The 17342-nt window shown below is 60.9% G+C and carries 16 protein-coding genes; 3 read left to right on the top strand and 13 right to left on the bottom strand.

The window, feature by feature from the left end; all coding sequences use genetic code 11:
• Window positions 1–32 precede the first annotated feature (32 nt).
• The 3 genes from BLV09_RS32225 to BLV09_RS32215 form a co-directional block, all read right to left on the bottom strand.
• A complete protein-coding gene (locus BLV09_RS32225; protein WP_146690277.1) occupies window positions 33–1130 on the bottom strand; it encodes an aromatic/alkene monooxygenase hydroxylase subunit beta in 1098 nt (365 codons plus the stop codon).
• A gap of 48 nt (window positions 1131–1178) precedes the next feature.
• Entirely contained in the window at window positions 1179–2222 is a 1044-nt protein-coding gene (locus BLV09_RS32220; RefSeq protein ID WP_146690276.1) for an FAD-binding oxidoreductase, read from the bottom strand.
• A gap of 97 nt (window positions 2223–2319) precedes the next feature.
• Window positions 2320–3990 carry an aromatic/alkene/methane monooxygenase hydroxylase/oxygenase subunit alpha gene (locus BLV09_RS32215; RefSeq protein ID WP_100387506.1) on the bottom strand — a complete coding sequence of 557 codons (1671 nt, stop codon included), beginning with the start codon at window positions 3988–3990 and terminating at the stop codon, window positions 2320–2322.
• Here BLV09_RS32215 and BLV09_RS37590 point away from each other — a divergent pair.
• Window positions 3968–4387, top strand: coding sequence for a hypothetical protein (locus tag BLV09_RS37590; RefSeq protein WP_167558957.1), 420 nt, complete (start codon window positions 3968–3970; stop codon window positions 4385–4387). The genes BLV09_RS32215 and BLV09_RS37590 overlap by 23 nt on opposite strands.
• A gap of 47 nt (window positions 4388–4434) precedes the next feature.
• Here the strand turns inward: BLV09_RS37590 and BLV09_RS32205 are convergent, their stop codons facing one another.
• Window positions 4435–4800, bottom strand: coding sequence for a hypothetical protein (locus tag BLV09_RS32205; protein WP_244548866.1), 366 nt, complete (start codon window positions 4798–4800; stop codon window positions 4435–4437).
• A gap of 56 nt (window positions 4801–4856) precedes the next feature.
• Window positions 4857–5900 carry an NAD(P)-dependent alcohol dehydrogenase gene (locus BLV09_RS32200; RefSeq protein ID WP_146690273.1) on the bottom strand — a complete coding sequence of 348 codons (1044 nt, stop codon included), beginning with the start codon at window positions 5898–5900 and terminating at the stop codon, window positions 4857–4859.
• Window positions 5901–6236: 336 nt separating this feature from the next.
• Here BLV09_RS32200 and BLV09_RS32195 point away from each other — a divergent pair, with 336 nt between their 5' ends.
• Both BLV09_RS32195 and BLV09_RS32190 read left to right on the top strand, forming a co-directional pair.
• Window positions 6237–8117, top strand: a complete 1881-nt coding sequence (locus BLV09_RS32195) for a sigma-54-dependent Fis family transcriptional regulator (RefSeq protein ID WP_146691400.1) — start codon at window positions 6237–6239, stop codon at window positions 8115–8117.
• Window positions 8118–8225: 108 nt separating this feature from the next.
• Window positions 8226–8645 carry an SseB family protein gene (locus BLV09_RS32190; RefSeq protein ID WP_146690272.1) on the top strand — a complete coding sequence of 140 codons (420 nt, stop codon included), beginning with the start codon at window positions 8226–8228 and terminating at the stop codon, window positions 8643–8645.
• Between the two features lie 252 nt (window positions 8646–8897).
• Here the strand turns inward: BLV09_RS32190 and BLV09_RS32185 are convergent, their stop codons facing one another.
• From BLV09_RS32185 to BLV09_RS32150, 8 genes are all read right to left on the bottom strand, one after another.
• Entirely contained in the window at window positions 8898–9359 is a 462-nt protein-coding gene (locus BLV09_RS32185; RefSeq protein WP_100387504.1) for an Lrp/AsnC family transcriptional regulator, read from the bottom strand.
• 246 nt (window positions 9360–9605) lie between these two features.
• Complete coding sequence (locus BLV09_RS32180; RefSeq protein ID WP_167558956.1) at window positions 9606–10367, bottom strand: SDR family NAD(P)-dependent oxidoreductase; 762 nt, start codon at window positions 10365–10367, stop codon at window positions 9606–9608.
• On the bottom strand, window positions 10364–11872 hold the full coding sequence (locus BLV09_RS32175; RefSeq protein ID WP_146690271.1) for a class I adenylate-forming enzyme family protein: 1509 nt from the start codon (window positions 11870–11872) through the stop codon (window positions 10364–10366). Before BLV09_RS32175 ends, BLV09_RS32180 begins: the two co-directional genes overlap by 4 nt.
• Window positions 11873–11901: 29 nt before the next feature.
• Window positions 11902–12891 (bottom strand): ABC transporter ATP-binding protein, encoded by a 990-nt coding sequence (locus BLV09_RS32170; protein ID WP_146690270.1) that lies wholly within the window; start codon window positions 12889–12891, stop codon window positions 11902–11904.
• Complete coding sequence (locus tag BLV09_RS32165) at window positions 12869–13897, bottom strand: ABC transporter ATP-binding protein (protein WP_146690269.1); 1029 nt, start codon at window positions 13895–13897, stop codon at window positions 12869–12871. The genes BLV09_RS32170 and BLV09_RS32165 overlap by 23 nt, the downstream gene beginning before the upstream one ends.
• A gap of 1 nt (window position 13898) precedes the next feature.
• Window positions 13899–14744: an ABC transporter permease gene (locus tag BLV09_RS32160; protein WP_100386227.1), complete on the bottom strand. Its 846-nt coding sequence runs from the start codon at window positions 14742–14744 to the stop codon at window positions 13899–13901.
• A gap of 4 nt (window positions 14745–14748) precedes the next feature.
• Window positions 14749–15717, bottom strand: coding sequence for an ABC transporter permease (locus BLV09_RS32155; RefSeq protein WP_146690268.1), 969 nt, complete (start codon window positions 15715–15717; stop codon window positions 14749–14751).
• A gap of 13 nt (window positions 15718–15730) precedes the next feature.
• Complete coding sequence (locus tag BLV09_RS32150; protein WP_146690267.1) at window positions 15731–17335, bottom strand: ABC transporter substrate-binding protein; 1605 nt, start codon at window positions 17333–17335, stop codon at window positions 15731–15733.
• Between the last annotated feature and the right edge of the window lie 7 nt (window positions 17336–17342).

Genomic DNA, 17342 nt, shown 5'->3' with positions numbered 1-17342 from the left:
CTGAAGGGTTGGGTTAGGGGCGCAGGATCGGGTTATGATGCGAGATTGGCCGGAACTTTCAGATCAAGCTCGGAGGCTATGCCTTTGATGCGGTTCTTGGCGTGCCCCAAGGCGTCGCCGAATGTCGCGACCTTGACGCGCGGTTGCGACCAGATCGGCTGCAGATGATTGGCGGCATCAAGTGCAAGCTCGGCGTGCTTTGCCAGCCACTTGTTGAACAGCGCAATGTTCTGCGTCCCGTGAGTTGGGTCGGTACCGAGGATGTGGAACAGCTCGACGGTGTTGGCGAGATTGCGCTCATAATCCGCCTCTGCCGCGGAAACGACGGCCGGGGTGATGAAATCGTTCTGCGCCGAGGCCGCCTGCATCAGGAAACCGGAGCGGAACAGTTCGCCAACCAGCGGCTCGAACACGACATTGGTCGCAAAATATTGCTCGAGATAGTCGTTTGACCCCATGATCGATTCAACTGATTTGCGCACGCCCTGCCAGATCGGGTCCTCCAGCCAGTGCTGCTTGCCGGCGGAAATATCGAATCCCGGAAGGTCGAGGCCGATCTCGCTCAGATAGAGCGTGATATCCTGCGCGAAGCGCAGCTTGTAGGAAGAGTTGGTCAGGATCGCGTTGTTGACCATCTGCGTATAGCCGTAGCGCTGCGCCTGCATGGTCGAAGTGCCAAGACCAAACTCGGCGTGCTTGTAGGCGCCCAGATGGTTCTGCAATATCTTCACCCAGGCCGAGTCGAAGCGAGCGGGCGCACCGGATTTACGGCCGTTTTCGATGGTGTTCTGCACCATGCCGCAAATCGTCGACTGGCGCTGGTAATGCGTGCGTTCCCATTCCTGATCGACGGCGCGGAATTTGTGCCAGTTGGAGCTCTTTGCCGCGGTCCAGTCCTTGCAATATGTCGGCGTTCCGTCGGGGAAAGAGATGATCCAATCCTGCAAAAGATAGCGCTCGGGATCGGGCTGAACATCGACCGTCATGTCTTCGTAGTGGGTCGCCTTGCGGCCCCTGGGTTCGAAGTAATTGTACTTGCGACTATCGGAGCCCGGAAATACCGCGGCCCCTGCGGCTCCTGATTTGACGAATGCCGGCTTGGTGGCCGCTCTGCTCGCTTGTACGCTCATGGCTAGCTCCCTTTTGCTATTTTGTTCTGCGACGAACTCTGGACGCCGTCATCGCACCGCCGGCGTGAACTTGTCGAAATAGATATGGTCCGGTTCGACGCCATTCATTTGCAGGACCGGCAACACGGCGTCGATCATGGGTGTCGGCCCGCACGCGTAGGCGTCGATCGCACCGGTCAATTTCTCCTCGCGCAAATGACGCAACACGACCTCATGGACGAATCCGGTCTCCCCGGCCCACGCGCCATCCGCCTCCGCGTGCGACAGCGCCGGTATGAATTTGAAGTCCTTGAGCTTGGTGGCGATTGCCGCCAATTCATCGAGGTAGAAGAGATCGGCGCGCGTGCGAGCGCCGTAGAAGAACCGCACGGGCCTTTGTTCCTCGCTCGCGATGTGATCAGCCAGGATCGACCACAGCGGCGACATTCCCGAGCCGCCGCCGATCAACAACATCGGCCCGGGCCTCTCCTCGCGCCGGAAGCAGGTGCCGTACGGCCCTTTGGCAATCAGGGCGTCGCCGACACCCAGCTTTCCATCGAGTTGCGACGAAAACGCCCCATTGGGATATTTCTTGATGATGAAGCGCAGGTTTTTGCTTTCGCTGGGCGCGTTCGCCATCGAAAAAGCACGGGTGATGGCGCCATCCCCCAGCGTCAGATCGACATATTGGCCGGCCCAGAATTTCAGGGGCTTCTCGATTTCGATTTCCAGTAACCGGATGTCGGACGTCAGTTCGCTGATTTTTGCGACCTGTCCGGCAAATGACTTTACCGCGATCGAACGGCTGAGCAGGTCTTCATCGTAATTGAGCAGTTCGAAGCTGACATCGCTGAAGGCGTGCGTACGGCACAACAGAACGTGGCTGGTCTCGCTCTCGTAATCCGGCAAGGCGAAGGTCGAATATTTCAACAGCTCGATGTCGCCATCGATCAGCTTTGACTTGCAACTGCCGCATTGTCCTTCCTTGCAACCGTGCATCAGCGAAATGCCCTGACGAAACGCTGCGTCAAGCACGGTCTCGCCCTCTTCCACTTCCATCTCGATGCCCACCGGCTCGAACCGAACCTTGTGAACCTGCGCGTCCGTCATCATGTCGGCCCTGTCGTCGTCGTGATTGAAAAAATGGCTGGAGGGTCTTGCTGCTTGCCGGCAAAGGGGCCGCCGAAGCGGCCCCTTCCGTTCGTCATGCTCAGTGGCAAGGATTGATCGTGAAGCCCTTGCGATAATCAGCCACCGCGACTTCTCTCTCTATCGGCGAGAGCGCCCGGAATCCGCGCAGCGGGCTGCCAAGCGTGTGTCCGCGCACGTGATCGAGCGTCCACATATCCTTGGAGTCGAAGCGCAGATGCGGCTGCGCGATGAGGGTCTTGCCGTCCGGCCGGACGAATCCAAGATCCTTGATCGCGTCGGCGACATCCCAGCCGTGATAGCAGTCTTCCCATTCACGGCGGCCGCTGAAACGGCCCATCGCTGGCGTGGCTCGGCCTTCATATTCCGCTGAGAATGCGACCTTGTGGGTCCATCGGCAGCCTTCCGAGCAATAGGTGTACATCTTGCCATCGACTTCATCGCAGACGAAGTCTTCGCGTATCAGGCAGGGAACCATGCAGCTCCAGCAGCGGTGCGGGTACACATAGCCCACCTCACTGTTGAAGAGGATGTTGGTTTCGCCGGGGACGCTGAGCTTGGCGTGCCATTTCCAGAAGTCGCCAAATTCGGCATACCAACCCGGATATTTGTGCTCGAACCACTCGAAGTCCTTTTCGGTCTGGGCTTCGATGCGCCAGAAGTTCACCGACCAGCCGACCGTGAAGAACTGCGCGGTCTTGTGGACGTAGTTCTTCTTGACGATCCGATCCCAGGCGGCGGCGACGTCGTCGTGATGGATCTTGATGCCGTACTTCTCGAGCGGCAGCATGTAGGTCCGGTAATAGTCTTCGTAAATCCAGCGATGCCAAAGCTCGGCATAGGATTCCTTGTTCTTGTCGCGGTTGGTCGTGCCGTATTCGATGAAAGTCCCGATCGCGGCATCGACAATCGCGTGATTTTGCCAGAAGGCATACTTCAGATCGCGTTCCAGCAATTGATGGTTCGACGGATCGTTGATCATCGCCATCAGCATTGAGTGACCGTTGCCGATATGGCGGGACTCATCCGACTGCACCGACAGAAACACCGTGGGCAGTGCGTAGTCGCCGTTGCGCGCGGCTTCCGATGGCATCGCCACAAACAGTGTGTTCGTGAATGCGGTCTCCGCAACCACGGTCAGATAGACGTTGGCGGCGGTGATGGCGTCACCGGTCAGGAAGCCCTCGGCGAACTGCCGCCCGATGGTGGTGGCATAGCATTTGCCGAACGCCGCCTCGGTGATATCGAATCCGGCGGGATCGATATAATTTTCCATGTACCATTTCTTGAGGTTCATCTGGATCGTCGAGTGGCGGAACTCGTCGACCATCTGCATGGTAAAGCCGGTGCGCAATTCCTCGCCCGGCGCCAGCCGACCGACCATCGCCATGGAGCGCGCCGCCGAGATCTCCGGGAACGGGATGATCGCCAGGAACAGCTTCATCCATTCGACCCAGCGCGGCTCGACGTTGCGGAACATGTCGCCGCGCAACGCGGCGTCCAACGCCCCGTAAACGCGGTTGTCCTTTTCTTCCTGCATCGGGAAATACGACCGCAGCACCTGTTTCATCGGGTCGCGTGGCGTCTTCGAGATCTTGTAGTCGGTCGGAAAGGTCATTGCCTCCTGCACGTAGCTTGGCGTCCAGCCAAGATCGGCCACCCGGTTTGCCGCTTCGGCAATGCTTATGCCTTTCTGGGAGGTAATTTTATTGAGCGTCAGACTTGCAGTCATTTCCTTCTCCTTTGAACGTTGTTTTGGCTTCAGCATTTTCGCTTTAGTCACGGGATCAAAAGGAAACCCAATTGCTGGCTCTCTTGATCGCATTCTTCAAATTCGCGTCGGCGTAACGAACTTTAAGTCCGGTAAAGGTACTTTGATTTCCGAAATCACAGTTTTGGTTCAAACCGGTTTGACGGAGCTGACCGTCTTACCCACCTCCGTTGGTTCGGTTGATCAGCGGCTTGCCCTCGGCGATGAATTTCGCCGAAAGGACGAAGGCGCCAATTGCAAAGTCCTTGCCGTGCCGTGCGATCATTGCCTCGGCGATTTCGGCGATCTGAATGAAGAAGGCGTCTTTCGACTTGTCTTCCTCGCTCATTTCCAAGTGCTGAGGCGGCGCATGGCTTGATCCGGCTGCCGCAGCCTTTCCGGCCGCCTTGATCTCGATCTTGCTCATCATGCATGCCCCGAGCGTTGATGTTCACCGGCCGAAGGACCGCTTTCAAATTCCAGCAACGACGCATTGAGCCATTCGCGCTCGGAGACGAGACGCTGATGCTCCTCGTGAAGCGCCTGCACCCGCGCAGTCGCTCTTTCCAATTCTGCTCCCGCCCCGGCATCGCCCCGGGCCACATCGCGGCGGGCGCATTCGAGCTCGATTTCTGCACCGCCGCGGGCACTCTCGTTTTTCAGCTGCATTTCATTGTTCCGAATCATGCCTTCGATCAGCTTGTGCCGCGCGAGCATCCGTTCCCGAGCGCGCTCCAGCTCGGCGGCCTCCTCTGCCGTAATTTGCGGTCCGCGCCCGCTGGCGTCTGTCACTCGCACTACTCTGGTTCGATGTTCCGGACTGAAGCTGAGCATCTTGTGAAAAATTTCTACGGGATCAGAACAGCGCGGCCGTGGATGCGCCCATTGTGCAGATCATGGAGCGCGTCGTTGGCCTGGCTGAGTCTGTATTCTTTGGTATGGAGATCGACGAGGCCGCGATCCGCGAGCGCCATCAGTTCGACCAGTTCGGGATAGGTACCGACCAGATTGCCGACGATGGTCTTTTCGGTCGTGATCATGTCGATGGTCGGAAGATCGATCTTGCCGCCATAACCGACGATGTAATAGTAGCCGCCGTTCGCCGTCATCGACAGGCCTTTGGCAATCGCGTCGCCTTCACCGACGAAATCGATCACGGCTTCGGCGCCACGCCCACCGGTCAGCGCCAATACGGCCTCGACTTCATTGCCGTCCGCTTTCACGAGGTGATGAGCGCCGCACTCCTTGGCGAGATCGAGGGACTTGTCGGCGCAGTCGATCACGATGATCTCCGCCGCGCACAGCGCAGCGAGAACCTGGATGCCGATATGCCCAAGTCCGCCGGCGCCGATCACTGCGACATATTCGCCGGGCAGCAGATGGCGGGAGGCTTTCTTGGCGGCGCGATAGGCCGTCAGTCCGGCGTCGGTGTACGGCGCGACATCCTTCGGCGCGAGCGACTTGGGTAGCTTGATGAGAGAGCGCTGGCCCGTGAGCAGATATTGCGCGTAACCGCCATTGGCGTTGATGCCCGGAAACGAACTATCCAGCGCGTGCATGTCGTCGCCGCGCCGGCAGGCGAGGCAATGTCCGCTGGTCACCAGCGGATGGCAAATGACGCTGTCGCCGACCTTGACGCCTTCAACTCCGGGCCCAATCGCCTCGACCCAGCCGGCATTTTCGTGACCCATGATGTACGGCAGCTTGACGTCAACCTTGCTGCGCCAAATGCCTTCGACAATATGGAGATCGGTGCGACAGACACCGGCGCCGCCGATGCGAACGATCACGTCCATCGGGCGCGAAATCTTCGGGTCCGTCACATCCTCGTATTTGACGAATTCCTTCGCCGTCAGCTTTTCATCAAAGTCATGGAGCACCGCGGCTTTCATTTATTTGTCTCTCCCCCTGATATTTTTATTTTGTGATTGTCGCGTCGACGTCGTCTTGCCGAGTAAGTGAGCAAGGGCTGTGCCAAGCTCTTAACAAGCTGATCTTTCTTGCGTTCTCTGCATCTCGGCCGGTTTGCTCCGATCCGCATCGGAGCAAACTTGACAGCGAAACTGTTCCGAGACGGAACACTTCGAAGACGACAGCAACGAACAGCGATAAATTTGGATTTTTGCTCGTTTGATCTATGATCGGTGAAAGCGCAGGCGCGCGAACGACGCCTGAACCAGGCCAATATCAAGAGGAAATGCCGAACAGCAGTTCCGGGAGGATCGATGATGCTGCCTGCCAGCCGGCGCGTCGACAATGCATGGATGACGCTTGAGCAGCGCGGAGCACCGCCCGCGGAACTGTTGTCGGCGGACATTTACGACAGCTGGATGCGCTGCATTTCGTTCGGCCTCGACACGCTGCGCCCGCCTACACCCGAATTCGTCAGCCCTGCTGTCCTTCGCCAGGAACAGCAGCGTTGTTCGCTTGTCCGCGGCCTTGCGCTCGCCGAGATGCACACGCTGCATCAGCAGATCGCGGGTTCCAATTTCATGATTGCCTTTGCGAACGCGGATGGCTTGCTGCTCGACATCATCTCCGATCCAAGCTTCAGCGACGCTTCGAACGCGGCGAGCATTCGTCCCGGCACCGTCTGGAAGGAGAGTATTTGCGGCACCAACGGCCTTGGCACCGCAGCCCATCTCAAACGCGTGATCGTCGTGCACGGGCGCGATCACTTTTTTTCGCGCTACAACAATCTGACCTGCATCGCAGCGCCGATCTTCGCGCCCGATGGCGAACTGGCTGGAATACTGGACGCTTCATCGGATTGCGTGTCCAGGCAGGCTCACACCCAGGCGCTCGTCGCGATGGCGGCGACGCAGATCGAGAACGGGCTATTCCGCGAACATCATCGCGGAAATATCCTGATCGCGTTCCACAACCGCGGCGAATATTTGCACACGTTGAGCGCGGGGCTGCTGGCCGTCGACAATGAGGGCAGGATACTCGCGGCGAACAGGGCCGCGGGCATCCTGTTGCACGGCTTGCCGGCCTCGCCCGGCCGTCGCTTCGCCGATGTCTTTCGCACGAAGTTCAGCACCTATCTCGACGAGGGCCGGCGCAAGGAACGCCAGCGCCTTGAGGACGACGTCGGCAGCCAGTTCGTCTCGACAATCGAGAACACGCGCCAGTTCCCGATGATTCAGGGAGTTTCCAGACCTCGGCCCCCGCTGCCGAAGGAAGTCGCCACGCAATTCGTGTCCGATGATCCGACGATCGCGGCAGTTGTGCGGCGGGTCGAGAGTGCGGCGGCCCGCAAGATGCCGATCCTGATCCGCGGCGAGACCGGTACCGGCAAGGAGCAACTCGCCCGCCATGCCCATGTCGCGAGCGGGCGGACCGGCGCCTTCGTCCCGGTCAATTGCGCCGCACTCCCCGATAGCCTGATCGAAGCCGAGCTGTTCGGTTATGCCGAGGGCGCTTTCACCGGGGCCAAGAAAGGCGGCGCCGGCGGATTATTCAAAGAGGCGGATGGCGGCACGCTGTTCCTCGACGAAATCGGCGATATGCCGGTGACGCTGCAAGCGGTGTTGCTACGGTTTCTGGACGATTGGACGGTCCGTCCGGTCGGCGGCGTCAAACGCCAGGTCGACGTTCTCCTGGTGTCCGCCACCAACGCCAATCTCGACGAATCCATCGCAAAGGGCCGCTTCCGATCCGACCTCCTGTTTCGCCTCAATACGCTCGAGGTAACATTGTCGCCGCTGCGCGAACGTTCGGATTTCGCCAAGATTGCCCGCCATCTGATCGAGAAGGTTGATCCCTCCGCGGACCTGACGGAAAGCGCAATCGATCGACTGACGGAGCTGAATTGGGATGGCAATATCCGCGAATTGCGCAACGTCCTGTCAAGGTTATCGCTGGCCGAGCCGGGACATCTGATCGACGAAACGTTGGTCGACAACCTCCTCGGGCCTGCATCCAGCGAGCGGCGCCCTGAAAGGGTGTCGGGCAGCAGCGGGCTCGAACACGGCTTGCATGAGATTCAGCGCGCCCATGTGCTGACGGCGTATGCGGAAACCGGCAACAACATCAGCAAGACCGCGCGCCGGCTCGGCGTGTCACGCAATACGATCTATCGCGCCCTTCGGGACAAGCAGAGCTAGCGTCATCGCTGGGATCGCGGAGGACGCCGGTAATGCGGCACGATCTGTCCTTCACGCAAAGCGCGGTATGCGAGAAATCGGATTATCATATTCCATGGGAGGATCATCGTGTTCGAACCGGAAAACAGTCTCGAAGCCCTGATGCAGGCCGCGGGAAAGGATCCAGGTATCGTTCCCGCATTCTATCGAGCGCTGCTTGAAACCGAAATCTATGTGCTGACTCCTGAAGCGCCAATGAAACCGGGCCGTCGCCGCTCGCTCAAATTTCAGGAAAAGATCAGTGTCGCCACCGTCGAATTCCAGGGCATGAGATGGCATCCCGCCTTTACGTCGAAGAAACGCATATCCGACTATGTCAAGGAGCCCGAGACCTGCCTTGGCGCGGCCGCGCGCAATCTGTTCGAGATGTTGCCCGAGTCCAATTTCTGGCTCAATCCATTGTCCGAATGCCAGAAGCCGCTGCCTGCGACCGAAATCGCGCTCCTGATGAACGGCAAGATTTTTGAAACGTTAGAGAGAGCGAGATGAGAATTGTGGGCTGGCCAAACGATCTGGCTGACAATGCCATCGAGTACATCGGCATGCAGCAGGCAGATGCTGCCCAATAGACGTTCTTCGTCTACGCGAGAATCACTGGTTGCGGGGACTCCCAGATCGGGTAATCGGGCGCGGTCGTTCGGCGACCAGCACTCCCGTCTTCACGATCAACGTGGGATCAGGATTCGTCGTCAGGATATTCTGTTGCGTGAGATTGAGGGCGGCGGCGGCTTTCCAGCCGCCCTACGCATTCATGAGGGGCAACTCAGTGGTCGATTTGATCTGCTCCATCGTAAACATCGATGATACGTCGTGCAGGTCGATCTTGGCGATCAGGCGCTGGTACAGGTCGTCATAGGCGCGGATATCGGACACCACCGCGCGGATCAGATAATCGACGTCGCCGCTGAGACGATAGAAATCGACCACCTCGGGAAAACCGACAACGATCTTGCGGAATTTCTGCACCCATTCGGCATTATGCTGGTTGGTTTTGACCGCGATGAAGACGCTGACGCCGAGGTTGAGTTTTTCCGCGTCCAACAGGGCAACCCGGCGCTTGATATAGCCCATGCTTTCAAGCTTCTGGATCCGGCGCCAGCAGGGTGTCGAGCTCAACCCGACCCGCTCGGCGATCTCCTGCATCGACACACTGCTATCCACCTGCAGAATCGCGAGGATTTTGCGATCGAGTTCATTGAGCATGTCGGCCTCCAATCCAGGCAGGACGCGGAAATTTCCACTACCTGTTACTGAATTTGAGCAATGTTATTGCCGGATTTTATGAACCGCGAGCATAAATTTTTGTCAGCGCCTGCGCAAACTCGCGGCAAAGGGCTTACGCCGGCCCGAAGCGCGCCGCGAAATGCAAATACCGGGTTTGGTCTCGGTGACTGAACAACAGCGGCAGCTCACGGCCGCCGCGCCTAAGCTCCGCGGGAAGGAAGCAGCCTACAAGCGCTGACCGCCGCTGGCATCGATCTGCTGGCCGGTGACCCATCCACCGTCATCCGACGCCAGGAACGCCACCACCTTGGCGATGTCCATCGGCCGCCCGACGCGACCAAGCGCGATCGTCTTCGCCATCGCCTGACTTGCGACGGGATCGCGCGCATTGACGTTCATGTCGGTCGCGGTCGCGCCGGGCATCACCGCATTCACGGTGATGCCGCGACGGCCGAGATGGACAGCCAACAGCCGGCTCAGCACTTCCAGTCCCGCCTTCGCCGGCGCATAGGCCGCCATATCCGGATAAGCAGCTCGCGTTCCCATCGACGAGATGTTGATGATGCGTCCGCCCGCGCGCAGATGCGGCAACAGCGCCTTGATCAGGAAGAACGGCGATTTGAGATTGATCTGCAGCATCCGTTCGAAATCGTCTTCCGTGATGTCCTCGATGGTCGCGCGCCCGCCGACCCCGGCATTGTTGACGAGGATGTCGAACTCGGCCCTGCCATATCGCTCCGTCAGTTCCGCCTTGAATTTTCCGGCGAGTGCGGTGGCGCCGCCGCGTTCGGCCAGATTGGCTTGTAGCGCGAACGCCGAACCGCCGGCCGCGATGATATCGTCGATGACGGCATTCGCGGCTTCCGCAGCGGCATGATAATGGATGGCGACGGTGGCGCCGTCGCGTGCGAGCCGCTGCGCGATCGCCTTGCCGATGCCGCGGCTGGCGCCGGTGACGAGCGCGATCTTGCCCGACAGCGCTGTCACGCCGACCAGCCTTGTGCCGCTTCGAGCGAACGCGCCCGCGCGATCAGGGATTTGCGGTCGATCTTGTTGGTGCCGGCCCAAGGCAGTTCGTTGACGAACTCGATCCGGCGCGGATGCTGATAAGCCGGCCCATTGGCGATGGTGAATTTCCGTATCTCCTCGGCACTCGGCTTGGCATTGGCGCGCGTGACGATGAAGGCGACCGGGACCTGGCTGCGTTCTTCGTCCGGCAGCGGCACCACCGCCGCCTGCTGGACCTGCGGATGACGTTCAAGCAGTTTTTCCACTTCACCCGGATAGATGTTCTCGCCCGAACAGACGAACATGTCGTCGGCACGGCCGACAAAATAATAAAATCCATTGTCGTCGCGCCGCATCACGTCGCCGCTGTAGTACCAGCCGTCGGTGATCGCCTTGGCCGTCTGCTGCGGCAGATTGTGGTAGTGGTCCATCAGCGCTGGGTTGCGCATCAGCAGCACGCCCTCGTTTTCGCTGCCATTGACCAGCTTGACGCTGTCGAGCGTGATCGGATAACCCAGCGCCAGCGGCGGCGTCGGAATGCCGTTCGGATGCGGTCCGAACACCGCGGGACCGGCCTCGGTGGTGCCATAGCCGATCGAGATCGTGACGTTGGGCAGCGCCTGCTTGATCTTGTCCCATAGCCCCATGGTCATCGGCGCCGAACCCAGCATCAGCCGACGGACGGAGGTAATGTCGTTCCGCGCGAGCAGCTCGGTCTCCTTGACCACCCTCGCCCACATCGTGGGAACGGCGCCGGCCGCAGTCACCTTATATTTCGCGATCGCCTCGATATAGCTGCGGGTCTCGAACGCCGGCAGCAGCACCACCGAGGCGTTGGTGGCAAAGATGGTCTTGAGCGCAAACAGCCCGTTCATATGAAACAGTGGCTGCGCGATGATGTAGCGGTCCGCTTCGTTCTGCGCACCGCTGGTACGGGTCGAAATCGCCCAAAGCTGGCCATAATGCGACAGCGGTACACCTTTGGGCCGGCCCGTCGAACCGGACGTATAGAGCATCTGGCCAACCTCGTCGGGGCCTGCCACCACGCTCGTAAAAATGCCGGGCGCGACGGTCGCGGCAAACCCGTTCGGACCGGCGTCGTCGAAGTTGATGACCGGGATGTTGTCGCGCACAAGCCCGCGGTTCGCCGCATCGACAAAGGCGAGCGCGATGGCGGCATCGTCCATCACGTAATCGACGGTCTCGCGCGGCAATTTGATATTGACGGGCACGGCAATGCAGCCGGCCCGCATGATGCCGAAATAAGCGATAACATATTCGGCCCGGTTGAACGCCGCGATTGCGATGTGGGTGCCGCGGGCGAAGCCCCGCTCGAACAGGTAGTTCGCAACCCCATCGGCGAGGCGGTCAATCTGCCGATGCGTGTAGATCCGCGGACCACCGGGCAAGGCGAGATCGACGATGGCCTCCTTGTCGAGATTGCCGTTGCGGTCGATCAGATCACCGAGATTATGCCAGCGCATGGGCAAGACTCCTTTTTCCCTGAAATCACTCATCTGGCCGCGCTCACGGCCTGCGGCACCCCGGCGGGCTGCTCGAGCAGGTCATAGTGACAGGCCACCATGCGGCCGCCGGACACCGCCCGCAGCAGCGGCCGCTCCTGGCTGCAGCGCTCGCGCGCCATCTGACAGCGCTCGTGGAAGCTGCAGCCCGTCGGAGGATTGAGCGGACTTGGCAACTCGCCTTGCAAAATGCTTCTGGTCCGGCTGCGCGCCAGCTTCGGATCGGCGACCGGCGCCGCCGCCAGCAGCGCCAGCGTGTAAGGATGCGCCGGCTGCCGCCAGAGATCAGCGCCGCGCCCGCTTTCGACGATGCGGCCGAGATACATCACAATCAGCCGGTCGGAGACGTGTTCGATCACCGACAGATCGTGCGAGATGAAGAGATACGACACGCCGGTCTGCTGCTGCAGGTCCTGCAGCAGATTGATGACCTGGGCACGGACCGAGACGTCCAGCGCCGACACCGGCTCGTCGCAGATGATGACCTTCGGTCTCAGAGCCAGCGCACGGGCTATTCCGATCCGCTGCCGCTGACCGCCGGAGAATTCGTGCGGATAGCGCCGCGCGCCATCCGCCGGCAACCCGACCTGCTGCATCAGCTCGGCGACCCGATCGCGGATGTCGCGGCGCGACCATCCGGCGACGCTGAGCGGCTGGCCGATGATGGTGCCGATGTCGTGGCGTGGATTGAGCGAACCGTAAGGGTCCTGAAAGATCATCTGCATGGTCTTGCGCACAGGCTTGAGCTGCGCGCCCTGCAGATTGGTGATGTCCTGGCCGTCGAGCACGACGCGGCCGTCAGAGCACGGCACCAGGCGCATGATCGCCTTGGACAAGGTCGATTTGCCGCAACCGGATTCGCCGACCAGGCCGATGGTCTCGCCGGCCTCGAGATCGAAGCTGACGTCGTCGACCGCGCGCACCGTGCCCTGCGCGCTCTGGTATTGCACGCAAAGGCTAAGTACCGACAGCAGCGACATGTCGCGATAACTCCTCTTCGGCAGCGAAACACGCCGCGGTGCGGCCTGGCATCAGCGGCATCAAGGCCGGCCGTTCGGCGCGGCAACGGTCGAAGGCATCGGGGCAGCGGTTCTGGAAGGCGCAGCCAACCGGCAGCTCGGACAAGGCCGGAACGGCACCGCTGATCTCGGCAAGCCTGGTGCTGTGCCGCCGCATCGCCGAAGGCGTGGCGCCGAGCAGGCCGCGTGTATAGCGATGCAGCGGCCGCTCGAACAACGCCTCGACCGGCGCCTCCTCGACCTTGCGGCCGGCATACATCACCACGACACGGTCCGCGGTCTCGGCGACGACGCCGAGATCGTGGGTGATGATGATCATTGCCATGCCGAAGTTCGCCTGCAGCTCCTTCATCAGATCCAGGATCTGCGCCTGGATGGTGACGTCGAGCGCGGTGGTCGGCTCGTCCGCGATCAGCAGTTTCGGTCCGCAGGCGATCGCCATCGCGATCATGACGCGCTGGCTCATGCCGCCGGACATCTGGTGCGGAAAATCATGCAGCCGGCGTTCGGCGTCCGGGATGCGGACCTGCCGCAGCAATTCGACGGCACGGTGTTCTGCCTCCTTGCGCGAGACGTCGTTATGCGACTGCACCGCTTCGATCAGCTGATCTCCGATGGTGACCACTGGATTGAGCGAGCTCATCGGATCCTGAAAGATCATCGAGATATCCTTGCCGCGCACGCGCTGCATCGCGCGATCGGACAAGGTGGCAAGGTCGCGTCCCATGAAGCGCACCGCGCCACCGACGATCCTGGCCGGCGGCCATGGCAACAGGCGCATGACCGCCAGCGCCGTCAGCGACTTGCCGCAGCCGGACTCGCCGACAACAGCCACGGTCTCGCCGGCCGAGACCGTCAGCGACAGGCCGTCGACCGCGGGCAGCACGCCGCGCCGGGTGAACAGCGACACCTGCAGGCTGTCGATATCGAGGATCGGGGCGCCGTCAGGAACCTTGCTGACGCCCATGTTAGCGGTCCCGAAGCTTGGGGTTGAGCGCATCGTTGAGACCGTCGCCAACCAAATTGAGCGCCAGCACCGTGAGCATGATCGCCACGCCCGGCACCGCGCAGATGTACCAGGAGGTGCGGATCAGGGTACGGCCATCGCCGATCAAGCGTCCCCAGCTCGAGACGTTGGGATCGCCGAGGCCAAGAAACGACACCGCCGATTCGAACAGGACGGCGCCGGCGATCACCAGCGACGACAGCACGATCACCGGCGGTAGCGCGTTGGGAAGTATCTCGCCGAACATGATCCGCAGATTGCCCATTCCCATCGCACGGCAGGCCTGGACGAATTCGCGGTCGCGCAGCGACAGGAACTCGGCGCGCGTCAGCCGCGCGATCGGATTCCAGCTCACGATCCCCACGGCGATCGTCACATATTCGATCTTCTGGCCGAGAATTGAAACGATCGTCAGCACGAAGATCAGGTTCGGGATGGTCTGAAACAGTTCGGTGAAGCGCATCAGCAGTTCGTCAACCCATCCGCCGAAATAGGCGGCCATGGCGCCGACCGTGATGCCGATGATCGTTGCCGTCAGGCTGGCGCAGAGTCCGATCAAGAGCGTGGTGCGCGCGCCGTAGGCGATCATCGCCGCGATATCACGGCCCAGCGAATCCGTGCCCAGCGGATAACGCGAGTTGACGAACGGCCAGATCTCGGGACGGCCGACGATGCGCAGCGGATTGCGCGGGAACATCCAGGGCGCAGCCAACGCGACGCCGATCACCACGACCACCAGGACGAGGCCGGCCAGCGCCGCACGATTGCGGGCGAAGCGGCGGGCAAAATCGATGGTCAGCGTCAACATGCGCCTACCTCGGCCGAATACGCGGATCGAGCCGCAGATAAAGCAGGTCCACCGCGGCATTGGCGACCGCGACCAGCAGCGAGCCCAGCACGAGAACGCCGAGCACCATCGGGAAATTGCGGCTCATGACGCTATCGAACAGCAGGCTGCCGATGCCCGGCCAACTGAACACGGCCTCGATCACCACACTGCCGCCGAGGATCGTGCCCAATTGCAGACCGAGCAGCGTAATGATCGGAAACAGCGCGTTGCGCATCACATGCGCCAGCGTGACCCGCGCCGGCGACAACCCCTTGGCGCGCGCGGTGCGGACAAAGTCGAGCCGGAACACCTCCAGCATTGAAGCGCGCATCACCCGCGCATAGGTCGCGGCGTAGAACAGGCCGAGCGCGGTGGCGGGCAGCACCAGATGATGCATCACGTCCAGCGCATCGGCGAACGCGCCGTTGTCGGCGCCAATCGTGCGCATGCCGCCGACAGGAAACCAGCCGAGTTTGACGGCGAACAGCACCGTCATCATGATCCCGAGCCAAAAACTCGGCGCGGCAAAGAAGAAAACTGCGCCGAGCGAGATCAGATTGTCCCATATCGTATTGACCCTGACCGACGCCAGTACGCCGGCAGTCACGCCGACCACGAGCGCGATCGCGGTCGCCGACAGCATCAGGATCAGGGTGGCCGGCAATTGGTCCATGATCACGTCGAGCACCGGTGCGTTCTGCCGGTAGGAAAACCCGAGGTCGAGCCGCATCACCGACCAGATATACTTCGCCAGCTGCACCCAGGTCGGCTGGTCGACCCCGTAGGTGTGGCGCAGCTGATCCAGCATCGAAGGATCCGTGATCTGCTGCTCCGACGTCATGACGTCGAACAGGCTGCCGGGCGCAAGATGAATCAGCACGAAGTTGAGCACGATCACCGCCAACACCAGCGGGATGATCTGCACGAGGCGGCGAAGGACGATGCGACGCAAGTCGGCGCTCCGTTCAGCGGTCGAGCCAGAGTTCGGCCCAGCTTTCGCCCATGAAGTCCGCGGTCGTGGAATGGTTGCGGACGTCGGAACGCGCGATCGTCACCGGTTCGAGATCAACCAGCGGCAACAGCGGCGCCTCGCTGGTTGCGAGGCGGTCGAAGTCCTTGGCCAGCGCGATCCGTTTCGGTTCATCGGTCTCGACCGCCATCTTGGCGACGACCTCGTCGAGTTTCGGGTTCGAATAGCCGGTGGCATTGCGGAACGCGGCGCCCTTGACGATGCCGTCGGTGGTATAGAACTCCGTCGCGCTTGGGATCAGCTCGATGCTGCCGGAATTGTTGGATATCGCGACGTCGTAGTCGTAGTCGGTGTAGATGCGCTTCAGCGACGTCGCGCGATCGGGCACCGCCAGATCGACTGTGATGTCGATATCCTCGAACGCCTGCTTGATGTATTGACCAATCTTCTCGTTTTCCTCGAACCAGCCGGCCGAGACCAGGTTGAGCTTGAAACGCGAGCCGCCCTTCACCGGATAGCCGGCGGCATCGAGCATCTTGGCCGCTTTCTTGGAATCGAACGGGTAATCCTGGACATCCTTGGTAAAGAAGATCGAGTTCGAGGAGTGGATGGCGCCGATCGAGGGATGGGCGCGGCCGAAGAAGATCGTGTCGGAAATGAATTGGCGATCGATCGCCTGCATCAGCGCCTGCCGCACTTCCCGCTTGTTGAAGATGTCGCGGCGCTGGTTGAATTCGATGGTGGTGACCCAGGCCGAGTTAGAATAGCCCTTGGTTTCGGCAATGATCTTGCCGCCCTTGATGAGACGATCGATGTCCGGCATCGGAATCGGATTGAAGGTGCCGATATCGAGTTGGCCAGCCTCGAAGGCCGCCGATCGCGATGCCGGGTCGCGCCACCAGCGGATCACGAGACGATCCAGATAGGGCAGCGACGGGTTCCAGTATTTGTCGTTGCGAAGATATTCGACATGGCTGCCGCGGACCCATTCCTTGACCTTGAACGGGCCGGTACCAACCGGCGTGTTGTTGATCGGGTTGGTAATGATATTGCCGCCCGCATAGATGTGCTTGGGAATGACGAGGCCGGACTTGCCGGCAAGCACGGACTTGAGGAAGAACTCCGGAACAGGCGCCTTGAATTTCAGCACCACGGTCAGCGGATCGGTCGCCTCGGCCCCTTCCAGCACATCTAGTGACACCCCCGCCGAAATCGGCTTCCAGTATTCCATCGCGTTGAACACGACGTCATCCGCGGTGAACGACTTGCCGTCGTGCCAGGTGACGCCGTCGCGCAGCTTGATCGTGTAACTGCGAAAATCAGCGGCGGGCTTGATCTCGAGCGCCAGCACCGGCTCGAACTTCAGATCGACCGTGAGCCGGAGCAGCCGCTCGTGGACCTTGGTCGAGGTGAAATACGGGCTCGATCCGCCGCCGGCGGGAACGAACAGCGATTGCGGCTCGAAGCCGCCCCAGGTCGCGAGCAGCGTGCCGCCGCGCTTTGGTGCCTCGACGTCCGCGCGCGCAGGCTCGATCATGCGGGTTGCGAACGCGGCGCCCGCGCTCGTCATCAGAAAGTCACGTCTCGAAAACCTGTTCATCGTTCTT

Origin of the sequence: Bradyrhizobium canariense (genome assembly GCF_900105125.1) — a bacterium.
Lineage (GTDB): Bacteria > Pseudomonadota > Alphaproteobacteria > Rhizobiales > Xanthobacteraceae > Bradyrhizobium > Bradyrhizobium canariense_A.
The sequence above is the reverse complement of the archived record's forward strand: the minus strand, read 5'-3'. Positions and strand labels throughout refer to the sequence as shown.

What these genes read in the sequence shown, in the direction of transcription:
- BLV09_RS32225 (WP_146690277.1), bottom strand. Translation starts at nt 1,130, where the DNA reads ATGAGCGTACAAGCGAGCAGAGCGGCCACCAAGCCGGCATTCGTCAAA.
- BLV09_RS32220 (WP_146690276.1), bottom strand. Translation starts at nt 2,222, where the DNA reads ATGATGACGGACGCGCAGGTTCACAAGGTTCGGTTCGAGCCGGTGGGC.
- BLV09_RS32215 (WP_100387506.1), bottom strand. Translation starts at nt 3,990, where the DNA reads ATGACTGCAAGTCTGACGCTCAATAAAATTACCTCCCAGAAAGGCATA.
- BLV09_RS32200 (WP_146690273.1), bottom strand. Translation starts at nt 5,900, where the DNA reads ATGAAAGCCGCGGTGCTCCATGACTTTGATGAAAAGCTGACGGCGAAG.
- BLV09_RS32195 (WP_146691400.1), top strand. Translation starts at nt 6,237, where the DNA reads ATGCTGCCTGCCAGCCGGCGCGTCGACAATGCATGGATGACGCTTGAG.
- BLV09_RS32185 (WP_100387504.1), bottom strand. Translation starts at nt 9,359, where the DNA reads ATGCTCAATGAACTCGATCGCAAAATCCTCGCGATTCTGCAGGTGGAT.
- BLV09_RS32175 (WP_146690271.1), bottom strand. Translation starts at nt 11,872, where the DNA reads ATGCGCTGGCATAATCTCGGTGATCTGATCGACCGCAACGGCAATCTC.
- BLV09_RS32170 (WP_146690270.1), bottom strand. Translation starts at nt 12,891, where the DNA reads ATGTCGCTGCTGTCGGTACTTAGCCTTTGCGTGCAATACCAGAGCGCG.
- BLV09_RS32165 (WP_146690269.1), bottom strand. Translation starts at nt 13,897, where the DNA reads ATGGGCGTCAGCAAGGTTCCTGACGGCGCCCCGATCCTCGATATCGAC.
- BLV09_RS32160 (WP_100386227.1), bottom strand. Translation starts at nt 14,744, where the DNA reads ATGTTGACGCTGACCATCGATTTTGCCCGCCGCTTCGCCCGCAATCGT.
- BLV09_RS32150 (WP_146690267.1), bottom strand. Translation starts at nt 17,335, where the DNA reads ATGAACAGGTTTTCGAGACGTGACTTTCTGATGACGAGCGCGGGCGCC.